At 34.5% G+C, this 16,831-nt stretch carries 6 protein-coding genes; 2 read left to right on the top strand and 4 right to left on the bottom strand.

Going from position 1 to position 16,831, the window contains the following annotated elements; translation table 11 throughout:
* Positions 1–24 precede the first annotated feature (24 nt).
* Positions 25–495 (top strand): DUF6495 family protein, encoded by a 471-nt coding sequence (locus tag EYD46_RS16525; protein WP_130938275.1) that lies wholly within the window; start codon positions 25–27, stop codon positions 493–495.
* A gap of 130 nt (positions 496–625) precedes the next feature.
* The gene (gene hisS, locus EYD46_RS16520; RefSeq protein WP_130938274.1) at positions 626–2,023 is read left to right on the top strand and encodes a histidine--tRNA ligase; all 1,398 of its coding nucleotides are present in this window, start codon (positions 626–628) and stop codon (positions 2,021–2,023) included.
* Between the two features lie 50 nt (positions 2,024–2,073).
* On the opposite strand, the gene EYD46_RS16515 is transcribed toward hisS, so the two are convergent.
* The 4 genes from EYD46_RS16515 to EYD46_RS17820 form a co-directional block, all read right to left on the bottom strand.
* A complete protein-coding gene (locus EYD46_RS16515) occupies positions 2,074–5,289 on the bottom strand; it encodes a LamG-like jellyroll fold domain-containing protein (protein ID WP_130938273.1) in 3,216 nt (1,071 codons plus the stop codon).
* 143 nt (positions 5,290–5,432) lie between these two features.
* Complete coding sequence (locus EYD46_RS16510) at positions 5,433–8,636, bottom strand: LamG-like jellyroll fold domain-containing protein (protein WP_130938272.1); 3,204 nt, start codon at positions 8,634–8,636, stop codon at positions 5,433–5,435.
* A 239-nt stretch (positions 8,637–8,875) separates the two neighbouring features.
* Positions 8,876–15,844 carry a choice-of-anchor D domain-containing protein gene (locus EYD46_RS16505; RefSeq protein ID WP_130938271.1) on the bottom strand — a complete coding sequence of 2,323 codons (6,969 nt, stop codon included), beginning with the start codon at positions 15,842–15,844 and terminating at the stop codon, positions 8,876–8,878.
* Positions 15,845–16,064: 220 nt separating this feature from the next.
* Positions 16,065–16,831 (bottom strand): T9SS type A sorting domain-containing protein (locus EYD46_RS17820; RefSeq protein ID WP_165454404.1); only part of this gene is annotated, 767 nt, incomplete at its 5' end.

Raw genomic sequence — 16,831 nt, 5'->3', positions numbered from 1 at the left:
CATTTAGGACAATTATTTAGAAATATGAAGTATAGAAGACTAACAAAAGAACAGTTTGAAGAATTACACCAAGAATTCATCAACTTTTTAGCAACACAATCTATAACTGCTGATGAATGGGCTAATTTAAAAGCAAATAAGCCTGAAGTTGCTGAAATGGAACTGGATGTTTTTAGTGATTTAATTTGGGAAGGTGTATTAAACAAAGCAGAATATTTAGAGCATTTTGCACCGCAACACATGTATTTATTCAATTTAAGAGAAGAAAAGATGCATGCTATTGTAGTTAATGTTAAGAATGATAGTATTGACATTACCACCAAAGAAGGTTATAGCTGGTTGCGTGAAAACTTAATGGACGATAGTGTAGAGTTTTTACAGGCAGACAAAGACTATTCAGAAGATAAAAATCTGGATAAATTTAAGATGATTGAACAAGGTGCATCTATAACCAAAGGTGAGTTGTATCATTATTTTGATAATTTGATTAATTAGTTCTGTCATTCCTGCATGGGCAGTAATTTATTTCAAGATAATCTATTATTTTTGTTGCTCTTCATCATAAATTAACTAGTATGATGCGGAGTAAAAACTAAAACAAATACCTGCGGTAGCAGGCAGTAATATGGCACAAAAACCATCCATTCCAAAAGGTACAAGAGATTTTAACCCAGAGCAGGTAGCAAAGCGTAACTACATTTTTAGTACAGTTCGCAGTGCGTTTGAAACATTTGGATTTCAACCTATTGAAACGCCAAGTTTTGAAAACTCTAATACGTTGATGGGTAAGTATGGAGATGAAGGCGACCGTTTGATTTTTAAAATTTTGAATTCTGGAGATTACTTGTCAAAAGCAAATGAAAAGGCATATTCTGAGAAAGACTCGAATACTTTGACATCAAGTATTTCTGAAAAGGCTCTCCGTTACGACCTAACAGTACCTTTTGCCCGTTACGTTGTACAACACCAAAACGATATAGAATTTCCTTTTAAACGTTATCAAGTTCAACCTGTTTGGCGTGCTGATAGACCTCAAAAAGGACGTTTTAGAGAGTTTTACCAATGTGATGCTGATGTGGTGGGAAGTGATTCTTTATGGCAAGAAGTAGAGTTTATTCAGCTGTATGATACTGTATTTTCAGCATTAAAACTTGATGGTGTTACGATTAAAATTAATAACCGTAAAATCCTTTCAGGAATAGCAGAAGTTATTGGTGCAAGTGATAAATTGATTGATTTTACTGTTGCTCTAGATAAGCTTGATAAAATAGGAGAGGAGAAGGTAAAACAAGAGATGTTAGGTAAAGGTATACCACAATCTGGAATAGATAAATTGGCACCTTTGTTTTCTATCTCTGGTAATTTCGAATCTCAAATTGATAGTTTAAAAGCTATTTTATCTATTTCTGAAGAAGGTAAAAAAGGGATTGAGGAATTAGAATTTATAAATAACGCCATTTCTGTGTTAGGCTTAAAAACAGCTAAGTTACAACTAGATGTAACTCTAGCAAGAGGACTTAATTACTATACAGGTGCAATTTTTGAAGTTGCAGCTCCAGAGGGTGTGAAAATGGGTTCTATTGGTGGCGGAGGACGTTATGATGACCTTACTGGGATTTTTGGAATGCCTAATATGAGTGGTGTAGGTATCAGTTTTGGTTTGGATCGTATTTATTTAGTACTTGAAGAATTAAACTTGTTTCCAGAAACTGTTTCTAAAAATGTAGAGGTTTTATTCATCAACTTTGGTAATAAAGAAGCTCTATTTAGTTTAAAGGCTATAAAGCAACTTCGAGAACAAGGTATACACGCAGAATTGTATCCAGATGCTGCTAAAATGAAAAAACAGATGACACACGCTAATAGGCGAGAGATTCCTTTTGTAGTATTGGTTGGAGATCAGGAGATCAATTCAAGTACGTATACACTAAAGAATATGAAAACGGGTGTACAAGAGAAAGTCGCTTTAGATGCATTAATTTCTAGTATAAAAAGAAGTCCTGAAGGTCAGTTCAGGACTTGAAATAGTCTTTTTTGAAATTAGATTTGGGTTAATGAGACTAACTCAAACAACTATTTTATCGCTATTTTTTTAGATATTTTACCTAGATCTGTTTCGATACTTAAAACATAGTTTCCAGCTATGTTTTTTGGAATTTTATATCTAATACTATCTTCACTAGAATTTGGCTGTAATTTGAATAAAGACTGCCCAAGGATATTAAATATCTCTACAGATGTTATGAGATGAAATTCTGGATTGTTTATTACGATACTTTCTTGTTCGTTAGAATATAATACATCAATATTTTTAACAGTTTTAAAATCATCATTACTTAGTGTTTGAGATTTTGAAAATGTAATTTCAAATCGGCTTAGGTGCTCACCTGCTGTTAATTGTGTTTCGTATATGCCAGCAACTTTCAGGTTGTGGTGTATCCCTAGTTCTTTATCGTGTAAATAAATATCCAAGTTATCAGGTATGTTTTCTAGTTCATCAATAATAACGCTGTTAAGTCCAGCTTCTTTTACGTGTATGCCTAATGGTATTATGGTTTGGTCTGTAATGGTATCTAGGGCTTGAATTACAAATTTTTCATTATTTATCATCCAATACATGTCGTCTATTTGAGTATCAATATATTTGGAGTCATATCCCCAGTCTACATTTTTTGATGCATTTGGATCTGCAGTAAGTAATATTTGTCTTCTTAAGGTGTTGGTGGAGTTAAACCCAATTCTAATCCTCATTCTTGAATCTGCTACCTTAGAACTTTCATTTTTACTTGTCTTTTTGGAGTTTTGACCTTTAACAAATAGGGAGTTACTACCATCTTCAACTTGAAATACACGCTGTGCGTTATTAAACTTAATGGTACCAGTAGCTTCAGCGGTTACAAAAAAGCCTTGACCAACAGGAATATACCTCCCTGGTATTTTTGTAGGTGTGCCACCAGAAGCAACATCAGGATCTGTTGTGCCAATAGCGGCCGCGGGAACTCCTCCTGCTAGAGAATAAGTAGCATAACCACCTTGATATTCGTTTGCTATATGAGAATTACCTCCCCAGTGTTCCCAAAAGTACAGTGTTCCTGTTGTTGAACCAGGTCCAGCTATTGTAGCGCCATTATCTAATATAAATTGTTCTGCATCTATGGCAGATGGATAGGGGTTACCTACTAAATAGTCATTCCCAGCACTTATGTCTAAATCAATATCTCCATTATTAGGCTTGCCTTCAAGTATGTAATTTTGTTCGTCGCTAATACTTCCACTTCCTGGACCTTTCATAGTGAACCCCTCGCCAGATTTGAGAGTACCAGACTGCCTCACATGTTGCCATGAAGCATAATCGTCACTAAGTCTGTTATTAAACTTCCAAATCCAGTAATCTGCAATACCTAAAGGAGATGCAGTGCCATTGTATCCAGAGCTTAAAAAATTAACATTAGTAAAAATATCAGTTACATTGTAGTCATTATTATTAGAGGAATTATTGGTTCTACCAACAGGAGACGACCAATAGTTATAAGTGTAGGTATCTGCAGTACCTTGCTGATCTTTTTCTAAGCTACCACTACTAGTAGGATCTAAACTACTATCTTCTTGTTGAACGAGTTGAGATTCGCCTTCTAAATCTATTTTCCCATCGAGCTTTAAATACCAACTATTGAATAAACCAGAGCTATTTGTTACATCAAGAGTGGCTCCGCTATCAATTATCATTCCTACAGTGTTTATATTTTCGTCTATTTCTAAGCTACCTTGTATATGTACTATTGCACAATCTGGAGGTATGCTGTGAATATCCCAAACACTTCCATGTTCCCAATTATTGGAATTATTCCAATTACCACTGCAAGATGTAGTGGTAACATAAGGTAAAGGTGCAGTGTATTCTTGATAGGTCCTCATATTATGCAACTGTCCATCTACATTGGAATTTGAATCATCTGGAGTGTAACCAGTATCAATAATGCCCATTTTGTAATATAAAATTAGATCACTCCAAGATAAATCTTCAATGTCTTTAGGTATTACAGTTCCTCTTACATTTCCATCATTATTTTCAATTTCCTGGTTAATTTGTCTGTGTAGTTGTTCTAAAGTAAGTGCTTTATCATAAACCCTACATTCATATATGGATCCTTCAAAATAATTATTGTCATTATAAGTATTCCTTCCAATTTCAAAATCATGATTTGAATTCCAGTCACTAAGATTATTTATTGATACTCCGATTAGAGCTGGGGTTGTATAGTTATAAATACTGGTGCCATTTAAAAATAATTCGAAAGTTCCAGATACGTTGTTGAATGTTAAAGCAGCATGATACCATATGTTATCACTTAGTAATGCTTCTGAAATATCTGGAGAATCTAATTCTGATCCAAGATTTGTACTCATAAAACCCTTAAGTCTCTTATTTGAGTCTACAAATAATCTAAAATTACGTTGTCCCATAATTTCTCCTCCGTCTGAACTAGAATCCATTTTAAACCATGTCATCATAGTAACTTCAGATTTACCTCCTAAAAAAGCACTTCTACTGATGTAATCGTTAACGCCATCAAAATCTAATGTTTGTGGAATACAAAAACTAAAGTCGCCTAAACCAGAACCGTGAATTCTAGATGTAGAACAAGAACTACAATCTTCCCATAAAAAGCTAACACTTGTAATGTAATCTGAGTCAGAAAAGTTAACCCCTACCATTGCGTTAGTTCCTGTTGTAGAAGAAGCATTGGCGTCAACAACGCCAGTTGTATTATTTGAGGTGTAAGATGGTGTTGCAGAATTTGTAAAAGTTGGATAAATAGTTCCTCCTGAGACTGTAGTAGCACTTATGGTGTACATATCTCCATGCCCTCCTCCTGCATTAACATGTAAAAGATCAAAAGATAGAGCATAAATGGGGGAACTAAATGTAATAGTACATGTAATTCCTGTGGATGAAAAGCCAGTAGTATATAGATCTAAATTTTCAGTTGTACCTCCACTTGCTGATGTTCCAACTCTTGGTGTCTGACCTCCCCAGCTACCAAGTGTACTTGTTTCTCCGGTAAATGTTATTGTGAAGTCAATACCTGAGTTATCTACGTTGGTATAGGTATTTGTAAAAGCTCCATCAGGAGCCCAATTATATTCGTTACTTGCAGATGGCGTAGAAGCCCAATCTAATGTAAAGTTCTCACCACAACTAGGCGGTAAGTGTATCTGCGCAAAAGTTTTTTGAGTATAAGAAAAGAGAGACGATACCAATATAATGGTAATGGTAAAATTCTTCATATGTAGGTTATTTAGTTTGGGGCTAAATATTTATAAACGAAACGTATATGTTGTAAATGTACGATTTTGTTTTCAAAAAACGATGAAAAGTATAAAATAATCGACTAAATGCGATTTAGTTAAATGTTTACACTGTTTTTAGATTATCTAATGAGTATTTTTTTGGTAATTTTCATTAAATCGGTTTCAATATTAATTACATAATTTCCAGAAATATTTTGAGGCACTTTATATTCTATGAGTTTTTTATTGGAATCTACATTGAGATTAAATAATGACTGCCCAAGAATGTTAAACATTTCTACAAGTTTAATGTTTTGAGCATTAGGGTTATTTATTGTAATACTATTATTTTTGTTTGAATAGTAAACATCCATTGTTTCCAGATTTTCGCGCTTTTCTGTGCTTAAGATATTTTGAGATTTAGAAAACGTAATTTCAAATCTTTCTAAGACTTCCCCTTCAGGTAAATAAGTTTCATATTTTGATTCTTTTAAATTATGATAAACATCGAGTTCTTTGTCATGAAGATATATCTCAATTTCTGAAGTTGGATTTTCTAGTTTGTCAATACTTATGCTATTTAAACCAGGTTTATTGGTGTGAACCCCTATAGGAAGTATTGTTTGAGGGGTTATAGTATCAATGGCTTGAATTAAATATTTTTCACGATTGAGCATCCAATACATGTCATCAATTTGTGTGTCAATATACTTTGAGTCGTACCCCCAGTCTACACCAAAAGTTGCATTCTTGTCTTCGGTTAAAAGAAGCTGTCTTTTTATTGTATTTGCAGAATAAAATCCAATTCTAAGTTTCATTCTTGAGTCTCCAATGCTATTTTCTATTTTTTTGTTTGCTGAATTATTTTTGAACTTTATTGAATTAGTATCATCATTATTATAAAATACGCGCTGGCTGTTATTGAATTTTATGGTACCATTAGTTTCTGAAGTAATATAAAACCCTTGACCAACTGGAATATATCTTCCAGGTATTTCTGCAGCGGTATTTTTAGTTTCTGTTTCTTGTGTATTAGTTCCTTTAGAAGCTGCTGGTATACTACCAGAAAGAGAAAATGTAGCATATCCTCCTTGATAATCGTTAGCAACATGTGAGCCACCTCCCCAATGTTGCCAGAAATATAATGAACCATTGGTAGAACCTAATCCAGATATTTCGGCTTTGTTGTCTAGAAGAAACTCTACAGCGTCTATTGCTGATGGATAAGGGTTGCCAACTAAATAATCGTTTCCTGCATTTACGGTCAAGTTAATGTCTCCATTATTTGGTTTACCTTTAAGTGTGTATTCTTGTTTAGAATCTATTGCGTTTGTGCCAGGGCCTTTCATAGTGAAACCTTCCCCGGGAGCAATCTCGCCAGTACTTCTAACATGTTGCCATGATGCATAATCATCACTTAGCTTGTTACTGAATTTCCAAATCCAATAGTCAGCAATACCAAGTGGAATTTCAGAACCATCGTATCCATTGGTTAAAAATTCTATACCATAAAAAATATCTTGAACAGTATAATTGGTATTATTTTTTATATTACTTTGTTTACTTACAGGAGATGACCAGTAATTATAAGTATACTTATCAGAAGTACCTTTAATGTCTTTTTCTAAAACACCACTACTAGTTTCATCTAAAGTACTATTTTCAGTTTGTATTAGTTGTCCTCCATCCTTTAGTTTTATGTTGCCATCTAGTTTTAAATACCAAGAGTTAAATAAGCCAGAATTATTGTTTATGATAAGATTTTTTCCTTGATTAACTATTAGCCCTATAGTGTTCAAATTCTCGTTGGTTTCTATATTACTTTGTATTGAGACAATAGCATGTTCAGGAACATCATTGTGTATATTCCAAGTATTACCATGTAGCCAACTATTGGCATCTTTCCAGTTGTTATTGTTGTTATTTGTTTTTGTGATATAGGGTAGTGGAGCTGTGTATTCCTGAAATGTAGACATATTGTGTAACAGGCCATGTTTATTACTGAGAGAACTGTCTAATGTATAGCCTGTGTCCAGAATATCCATTTTGTAATAAAGAATTAAATCGTCCCAGGTTAAATCAACTATATCTTTAGGAATCGTTGTTCCTCTAACATATCCATTATTGTTTTTTATTTTTTGATTTATCTGTTGATGTAATTGATTGCTATTTAATGCAGTTTTATATATTCTTATCTCATTAATGGAGCCTTCAAAATAATTATTTTTTATTTCGGTGTTTCTACCTATTTCAAAGTCGTGGTCTGTATTCCAATCTGTGGTGTTATTAATTGTAGTGTTGGCGAGTACTGCATCTGAATAACTCCAAATAATATTGCCATTTAAATACAAAAGAACTATACCAGTATCTCCATCATACACTACAGCTACATGTTGCCATATATTAGGCTCAATGAACCCTTCAGTAATATCAGGAGAAACTATTTCCAATCCAGTATCGGTTTTTATAAAAGTTTTTAGTTTGTTATTGTTATCTAGGTATAATCTAAAATTACGTTGTCCCATGATTTCACTAGAACCTGAATTGCTATCTGCTTTGATCCAAGACATCATTGTTATTTGATCATGACCTCCTAGAAATGCAGGAGTACTGATGTAGTCATCTTCTCCATCAAAGTCTAGTGTTTGTGGTGTACAGAAACTAAAATTACCAATACCTGTAGCATGTGCTTTTTCAGCTGCACAGCTTTCACAGTCTTCCCAAAGAATAGTTATGCTTGTTATATAGTTTGGATCAGTAAAGTTTACGCCTACAATAGGATTTTCTCCAGAAGTTAAATTAGATACAGCATTTACAATTCCTGTTGTTTCATCAGTAGTATATGAAGGGGAAGGGGAATGCGTGAACTCAGGGTAAATAATATCTCCTTCTAGATTTTTTCCAGTAATGGTATATTTATCCCCATTTACTTCATATACATTGATATGGTGTATGTCGAAAGACAGTGCATATATAGGTTTGCTAAATGTTATGGTGCATGTAATCCCATCTTTAACGAAGCCATTGCTTAACAAATCGATGCCTTTGTGTAGATAACTGGATTTTGTCCCTACTTTTGGGGTTTGTCCTGCCCAAAACCCTAAGGTACTTGTTTCTCCGGTAAATGTAATAGTAATATCTACATCAGAATTATCAACATTATTAAGCACATTTGATAATGCGCCAGATGGCCAGCCATATTCATTTGAATCTTCTGGGTATGTAGACCAATTTAGTGTATAATTATTTCCACATTCGGGAGTAGTATGAAGTTGAGCAAATACTTTTAAAGTATTAAAAAAGAGAGAGAACACTATTAAGAGTGTAATAGCAATATGCTTCATGTTATAGGTTATTTAGTTTGGGGCTAAATATGTTTTGTATGCTAAAAAATAGCATTGTGCTAATATAAAGATTTATTTTTCAAATAAACGATAAAATGTATGAAATAATCGATGAAAAGCATTTTTAAAATAAAATGATGTATAAATAAGCTTTTCATTTTAGATAAAATAAAAAGTTGGAGCGAATTAGCTTTTACCTAAAATCTCCAACTTTTTATTATTAAAACTAAATTTATTTTTTATTCAATAATAATCTTTTGTGAAATCGATTGGTTATCATCTAAATGAATTTTTACAAGGTATACACCAGTAGAAACATCATTTACTTCATGTAGAATTTGATTCTTATTAGATGCTTCGTCAAAATTTTTTATCGATTGACTTAACAAATTGAAAATTTCGATTGCATTGACAGTTCGTTCTTTTGGATTTTCAATCACTAATTTATTGTTGTCATTTTGATAACGAATTACTAAATCATCAAATTCAAAATCATCTGTTCCAAGTGAAGCACTATTATTATTGCCAAAGGTTATTTCAAATCTATCTTTATATTCTCCAGCTTGTAGATTGACAGTATAGTCACTTTGTTTTAAATCATGGTGCACATCTAATTCTTTATCATGTAAATAGATGCTTTTGTTAGTTTCAATATTTATTAACTCATTAATTCTTATTGTAGATATACCTGGCTTTGAGGTTTTTATGCCTAATGGAAGTACTTGGCTTTCTTCAAAATTATCAACACCTTGAATTACCAGTGGTGTATCATTAAAATTCCAATACATATCTTCATTGCCAACATCTAATAAAATAGCATCATATCCAAGATCAAAATTATTTGTGGTTCTTTCATCTACACCCACAAGTAATTCACGATGATATCCGTCAGGAGAATCAAACATTAGTCTTATTTTTTGTCTTGTATCTTGTTCTGTGTTATTACTGGCTGTAGATTTCTTTGTATTGTTGCTTTTTACAAAAATAGAACCTGTATTTGATCCAGAAACAGTTTCTCTTTGAAATACTCTTTGACTGTTTCTAATTAAGATATTTCCACCAACTATTGGTTGTGATAACCCAGTTAAGGTAGGATCGTTTACAGCTGAAGCAAAGAACCCTTGTCCTACTGGTATATACCTTTCAGGGCGTTTTGTTCCTGTTGCATAAGTTACATTAATTCTAGCATCGTCTGATATAGCCAGAGTTCCACCAATTAAGGTTAAAGTGGCATAACCACCTTCGTAAGAACCAAGGTTATGTGTGTTATCTGAAAAATGATCCCAAAAGTATAAGGCACCATTAATTACATTTTGTGTATTAGTTCCTCCGTCAGCAGCACTTAAGTTATCTAAAATAAATGCATTTGCGTCTAAGGCGGAAGGGTATGGGTTACCAATTAAATAATCATTATCAACAGTAATTGGTAAGCTAAAATCTCCGTTATTAGGTTGTCCAACAAATTCATAATTTTGTTCTGGAGTGGCTACACCTGGTCCTTTCATTGTAAACCCTTCTCCTACAGAAATAGGAGTTGTGCTTCTAGCATGTTGCCATTGTGAATAATCATCGTCTGGTAAATTAGTATAGGTCCAAATCCAATAATCGGCATTTTGCAATGGAGATGTTGTACCATTGTAGCCTGTGGTTAGAAAGCCTATGTTATTAAATACACTAGCAACTGTATGGTCTGCATTACTAGTTGGAGCAACTGGGGAACACCAATAATTATAGATATAAGTACTAGGTACACCTTGTTGATCACGTTCTAATGTGCCTGTGCTAGCGATATCAAAATCACTACGGTCTGATTGTACTAATTGCGATTCTCCTTCTAGATCAATGGTGCCGTCAAGTAATAAATAATGTGTTACGGTTAAGCCTATACCTTCATTAGCAGCTGTGTCTCCATTCACTTGTAAATCGCCACTATTTATAATCAGAGCTTGTACTGAACAATCTCTTGTTCTTGTTGTTGTAGATGAGGCACCAAGGTAAGTGTCATGGTTTATTTCTACTATATTCCAACTTATTGGTGTAGTGCCATCTACAATTGATAAAGCATTAGGTAAATCTACTACCGAATTGTTTAACCAAGTTCCTGCTGTATCCCATGAACCAGCAGCTTGGGTGCTGTAAGGTAGTGGGGCAGTTTGGTAATCAACTGTATTTAAATTTCGTAAAGCGCCTTGAATATTATTACCCGACATGTCATCTGTGTTGGTATATGTGTATACTGACATTGGATAATATCCTGCTAAATCAGTCCATGGTATGCTACTAATTTCACATTTTGTAATAGTAGTTGGGATAACATCTCCATATTCTAATGCTAAGGTACTATCATTAATGATTTCTTGATTCATAACATACCTTAATTGATCTAAAGAAAGTGCTACATCCCAAACTCTTACTTCATCAATGTTTCCGGTAAAATAGTCAGTTGTATTTGGGTCAAAACCATCAGCGGCAGCCACTAAGAATTTTTGCGAGGTAGCTACTGGTGCTGGTAAAGTGCTTGACGCAGCTTCTACACCGTCTATATACAATCTTGCTGTACCACTCTCATAAATTACTGCCACGTGATGCCATTTGTTTTCAGGAATGGCTACTGTAGTGTTAAGAGTGCCAGCTCCTCCATTTACTGAAAATTCTAATTGTCCAGAACCATTAATTCTAAGATCATATCCTTCTGAATCTGCTGCATTTCTCTTAGATATTATAGAAGCGTTTGTTGTTCCTGTATCTCTTTTAATCCAAGCAGACAATGTAAATTCAGTTGTATTTAGGTCTAAGTTGTTTTCCATATCTACATAGTCAACAACACCATCAAAATACACTGAACGTTCAACAACAACTTGTGGGGCATAACCAAATGTAATGTATTTTGTACCATTAAAGTTATAGTCTGCTTCTAAGTTACCACTGCCATCAGGAGTCATTACTCTATAATCTGCTGTTGGATCGAAAACTCCAGTGTCAGAAATAAACATATAATAATTCCCTGGAGGCGTTATGTTTCTTATCGCATTTTGTGGAATTCTAACTTTACAAGAAGGTATATCTCCTCCAATTTCAACTACTTTCCAGTTACGTTGCATAGCGACAAATGATACAGGTGTAGATAAACCTGAAATCCCAGAGCTCATATCAACACTTATAGCTGTAGCTGCTAAATTTAAGTCAGATCCATTGTTACCCCACATCAGGAATTCCCTATCATTAAAATTTGTTGGATTACTTGTGACATTGTCGCTGTTTGTATCATAAATATCGGATAATCCAATAGTTAATATGCCTTCAATTAGTCCTGTGCCGTCAGTAGCATCATTAGAACTGCTAGATTGTTTTTGTGTTAATTCAGATGCATCATCTCTACCTATACCTGCAACATCGTAGTTATAACCACTGTTGGCACTTGTATCCCATATTACTGTATCTTGTGAGTCAATATAGTCTCTATCATTAAGGTTAACTGCTGTAGTACTAGCTGTATCATGAAGTGTGATGCCATATTTAATACAAAGTGCAGATAGAATCTTATGCTGATCTGTTGATGAGTTGGTCTGAGAGTAGCTTAAAACTTCACCGATTTTTCCATCGAAGAAGGTGTCAAAAGGGTGACCGTTTATAGAGATACGTCCACTACCCAAACAATAGTAAGAGTTTAGGTATTCTACAAAGGGTAATGGGTCAAATGGTGCGGATGATACTTCTCCTGTTTCATTATCTATTCTAATACCATTTTTATAAATTTCTGTAGATGTATTGGTAGCGTTGTTTTTAATATTGAAAACAATAACTTCATTATCATAAGAATCTGTTGCGCTGGAATACGTTCTACCCCATGAACCACTAGATCCTAATCCAGCTAAACTTGTTGGGACAGTACTAACCATGTGGTTAACCATAGAGTTATAATTTTGAAATCTCATTGATCCTGCTCCAAAGTATAAGCCACTACCATCACTATGCATTGTTTCTATAGCATGTCTTCCAGAAATTGGTGCTTGCGTATTAGATAATTCATCGTCAATTACGCCATCAGTTTGTATTACAATAAAATATTCTCTTGCAAAATATCCACCTTTACCTTTCATAACGTCTTGGTTTGTCTTAACGAAGTCAACATAGGGATTAAAGTTGATGTTATTGGTAGCACTATTATAAAATACAGGACTGGTTGCAGTAACACTTACAGCATCGTTATCTTGAGCTTGATCTGTCCATGTAGCAATGTCTGATCCATCTGCTACTACACCAATTTCAGAATCGGCTTTTAGCCAGAGTTTCAGGTTATTGGTAACACCTCCTGGCGCATAACTTGGATCAGCAAAAGGCGTGTAAGGATCTCCATGTATAAACACGTTATCAAAGTTAAATCCATCACCATTTGAGGTTTGGGATGCAAAACGTATTCTAAATTGAACAGTAGCTACATTATCTAGAGCTGAAGGTAAACCAATGCTTGCTTGTTCTGATAAATTTCTTATGGGCGTGAATGATTCAGTACTGTTATTTCCGCTCCAGCCATTTACAGCTCCTAATGCGTTTACACTTGCAGAATTATACCATTGCGTTCCATCCCCCATAGCTCCCAAAGTGGTCCAGGTAGATCCATTAGTTGAATATTCTATTAAAGCACCATCATTAGCATCTGTATTATAACGTATGTCTATACTGAACTTTAAATTGTAGAAACCTGTTAAATCTATTACAGGGCTTGTTGCGTATGTATCGGTATTTGTTAAATAGTTGTTGTAGCTATCAGTATACCAGTAATTTGCTTCGCATATATCAGTAGTGTTTGTTCCGTATGTCCATGTTGAGCCAGAGCCACTGTTAGTCATAGTCCATCCACCATCATTATTATCAAAATTTTCGTAGTAGATAGTATATGTTGGAGGACCACTTATTCCAGTACCTTGAATATCAAAAGTATAAGGGTTTTCATCTCCATCGTCATTTGCTATAGATGCAGTTGCAGTTCTAGTACCTAGAGCGCTAGGGTCGAATGTAATTTCAAAAGTAGTGCTGCTGCTAGCTGCTATGGTGGCTGAAGGGATACTTGTTACAGTAAAATCTCCAGGGTGGGCTCCACCAATAGTTATATAAGGAGAAGCTCCTGTAAGATTTAAACTAGATACGGTACCTAAGTTTTGAATGGTAAAGGTATTGGCATTATTGCCACTAGTAACTACAATGCTACCAAAATCTGTGTCGTCGCTTGTATCTGGTGTGGTATCACCATCAGCGATATCAACGCTATTACCTTGAATATTTATTTCTTGTACTGTTGTTATCCCCGTACCTTGAATATTAAAACTATATGGGTTTTCGTCTGAATCATCATTAGCAATACTTACGGTTGCGGTTCTTAAGCCTGTTGCGCTTGGGTTAAATGTAATAGTAAATGTTGTACTGCCACTGGCAGCTACAGTAGCTGAAGGATTTGCTGTTAATGTAAAGTCGGCTGCATGGGTTCCGTTTATTGTAATATAAGGGGATGGATCGGTTAAATTTAAGGTTGCGGTACCTGTATTTTGAATGGTAAACGTATTGGCATTAGTACCAACGGTAACATCAATATTTCCAAAGTCAGTATCATCTGTGGTTGATGGCGTTGTATCTCCATCTGTAATTGTTGTAGCATTACCAATAAGGTTTATTTCTGGTTCTGGTGCTGTGTTGTACAGAGAAATATCATCTACTGCTATATCACTATTCCAGGAACTTCCTGTTATGCCTTGAATTCTTAATTTAATAGTTTGCCCAGCATAAGCAGCAAGGTTTAATGTAACGGTAATCCAAGCATCTCCATTTGCAGTTTGAACTTGACCAGTTTGTGTCCAAAGATTTGTAGGGTAAGTAATTCCACTATCGGTACTAATATCTACATTGAGAGTTCCTAGATCAGCACCATACATGTGGTAGCTAAAGGAAAACTCTGGATTTGTTAAGCCACTAAGGTCAAAACATGGGCTAAAAAGATTACTTGTATTATTGTAATTTGAACTAGCTTCCGTATAAATGTAATATGTTCCACCTCCAGCACCAGTTGGGCCGGTATCTGTAGAAGTGGTTCCGCCGCTGTTAACGGTCCAATCAAAATTATCAGTTGTATCTTGAATCCATGCTCCAACAGTATTTGATTCAAAATCTTCAGTATATGGAAAACTACTCACTGTTGAGCCGCATGGGTCTATTCCAGTTCCTTGAATATCAAAGGTGTATGGGTTTTCATTTGAATCATCATTAGCAATACTAACGTTTGCTGTTCTTAATCCAGTAGCACTAGGATCAAATGTAATAGTAAAAGATGTATTTCCACCAGCAGCAATGGTAGCTGACGGATTTGTTGTTAATGAAAAATCGGCTGCGTGTGTACCACTTATAGTGATGTAAGGAGAAGGGTCTGTTAAATTTAATGTTACAGTACCTGTATTTTGAATGGTAAATGTATTAGCGTTAGTACCACCAGTAATATCAACACTACCAAAATCTGTATCATCACTCACATTAGGAGTTACATCTCCATCTAGTATGTTAGTTGCATTTCCTGTAATATTAATTTCTGGCACACTTCCAGCAACAACACTTAAACTTATATTATCTATAGCAATATCACTGCTCCAGCCACTACCAGTGGATCCTGAAATGCCATTAAATCTTAATTTTATTGTTGAACCAACATAAGCTGATAAGTCGATTGAGGTATTAAGGTAACCAGAATCTTGAGTTGCTTGTTGATTACCTGTTCTTGTCCATAATGTCGTCGGAAATGTTGCTCCGTTATCAGTACTTATTTGTACGTTAAGCGTACCCATATCTGCACCAAACATATGATAATCAAAAGAGAATGTTGCACTTGCTGTTCCTGATAAATCAAAACAAGGGCTATCAAAGTTCGTGAAATTACTTGGAAACCCTATACCGCCACTTGTTGAAGCTTCAACATACATGTAAAATGTAGAGCCAACTCCTACTGTAGTTGGTCCAGTACCACTTGATAATGTTCCATTATTATCTCTTGTCCAATCACCATTATCACCTGTTGCTTGTGTCCAAGCTCCAGTACCAGATTCAAAATCTTCAGAATAAGGAAATGAGCTTATTGTTGTTCCACAGGTTTGTGAAAATAAATTGTTAGAAATAAGAATACTTACTATAAGGATAGTACTCCTTAATAAAAAAGTAATTTTTTTCATGAGAGGTTAAATTTAGCTTGGGACTAATTATTTAAGCACCAAATATAAAGTGTAACTCCATGAAATACAAAAATAATCGATGAAATACATTATTAAAAATTAATTTATTGAAAATCAATTAATTAAAATTTTAAGTGTAAATTGTTTGAGGAATGATTTTATAGAAAAAAGGCTGAGTTTTCATTAAACTCAGCCTCTTTTTTTTATTACTTATAGTTGATTAGAATTTTATTAACTGTTTCATCATAGAGAATCCAGTTTCTATATTTATTATTTTCACAACATAAGGTGCTTGGTCTAATTGATCTAAACCATTTACACTTATTCTTCTGTTAGAACTAGAATATTGTCTATCTATAACTAATCTACCATTCATGTCGAATATCTGTATACCAAACTCTACACTATTATAGCTTGAAGGTAAATCAATGTTAATAGTATTACCAAATGGATTTGGTAGCACAGAAATATTTCTGAATTCTAATTTGTCTCTATCAAGCGTGGTTTGGTCAAACCCATCACAATCTTGATCAATACCATCATCTGTGATTTCAGGTGCTCCAGGATATATGTTAGCTCCAGTGCCAGGTGTATCATCACAATCAGTCACAGGAAGTACACTAGATGTGTATTCTATTCCTGGAGATGAACAATCAGAAACCGTTGATATTGCGTAACCATCTCCATCAGCATCCAAATACCAAACAGTTTGAGGCGTAACAGTTAAGTTTAGTACATCATCAGCTGTACATCCATCGTTAGTAATTGTAAGTCCAGATTGCGCTGTTGTATAATCTTGGCCATTAGCTGCCCATGTATATGTTTCTCCTGAACAGATGGTTGCATTTGTAACGTCGTCTGCAGGTTTTGGCGTAACAGTTAAGTTTAGTACATCATCAGCTGTACATCCATCGTTAGTAATTGTAAGTCCAGATTGCGCTGTTGTATAATCTTGGCCATTAGCTGCCCATGTATATGTTTCTGATC

It is taken from the genome of Hyunsoonleella pacifica, from assembly GCF_004310335.1.
GTDB classification, from domain to species: domain Bacteria; phylum Bacteroidota; class Bacteroidia; order Flavobacteriales; family Flavobacteriaceae; genus Jejuia; species Jejuia pacifica.
This window is presented reverse-complemented; position numbering and strand designations above follow the sequence as displayed.

Bases quoted from the DNA above. Each gene is read 5' to 3' on its own strand.
- EYD46_RS16525 (WP_130938275.1), top strand. From the start codon at position 25: ATGAAGTATAGAAGACTAACAAAAGAACAGTTTGAAGAATTACACCAA.
- hisS (WP_130938274.1), top strand. From the start codon at position 626: ATGGCACAAAAACCATCCATTCCAAAAGGTACAAGAGATTTTAACCCA.
- EYD46_RS16515 (WP_130938273.1), bottom strand. From the start codon at position 5,289: ATGAAGAATTTTACCATTACCATTATATTGGTATCGTCTCTCTTTTCT.
- EYD46_RS16510 (WP_130938272.1), bottom strand. From the start codon at position 8,636: ATGAAGCATATTGCTATTACACTCTTAATAGTGTTCTCTCTCTTTTTT.
- EYD46_RS16505 (WP_130938271.1), bottom strand. From the start codon at position 15,844: ATGAAAAAAATTACTTTTTTATTAAGGAGTACTATCCTTATAGTAAGT.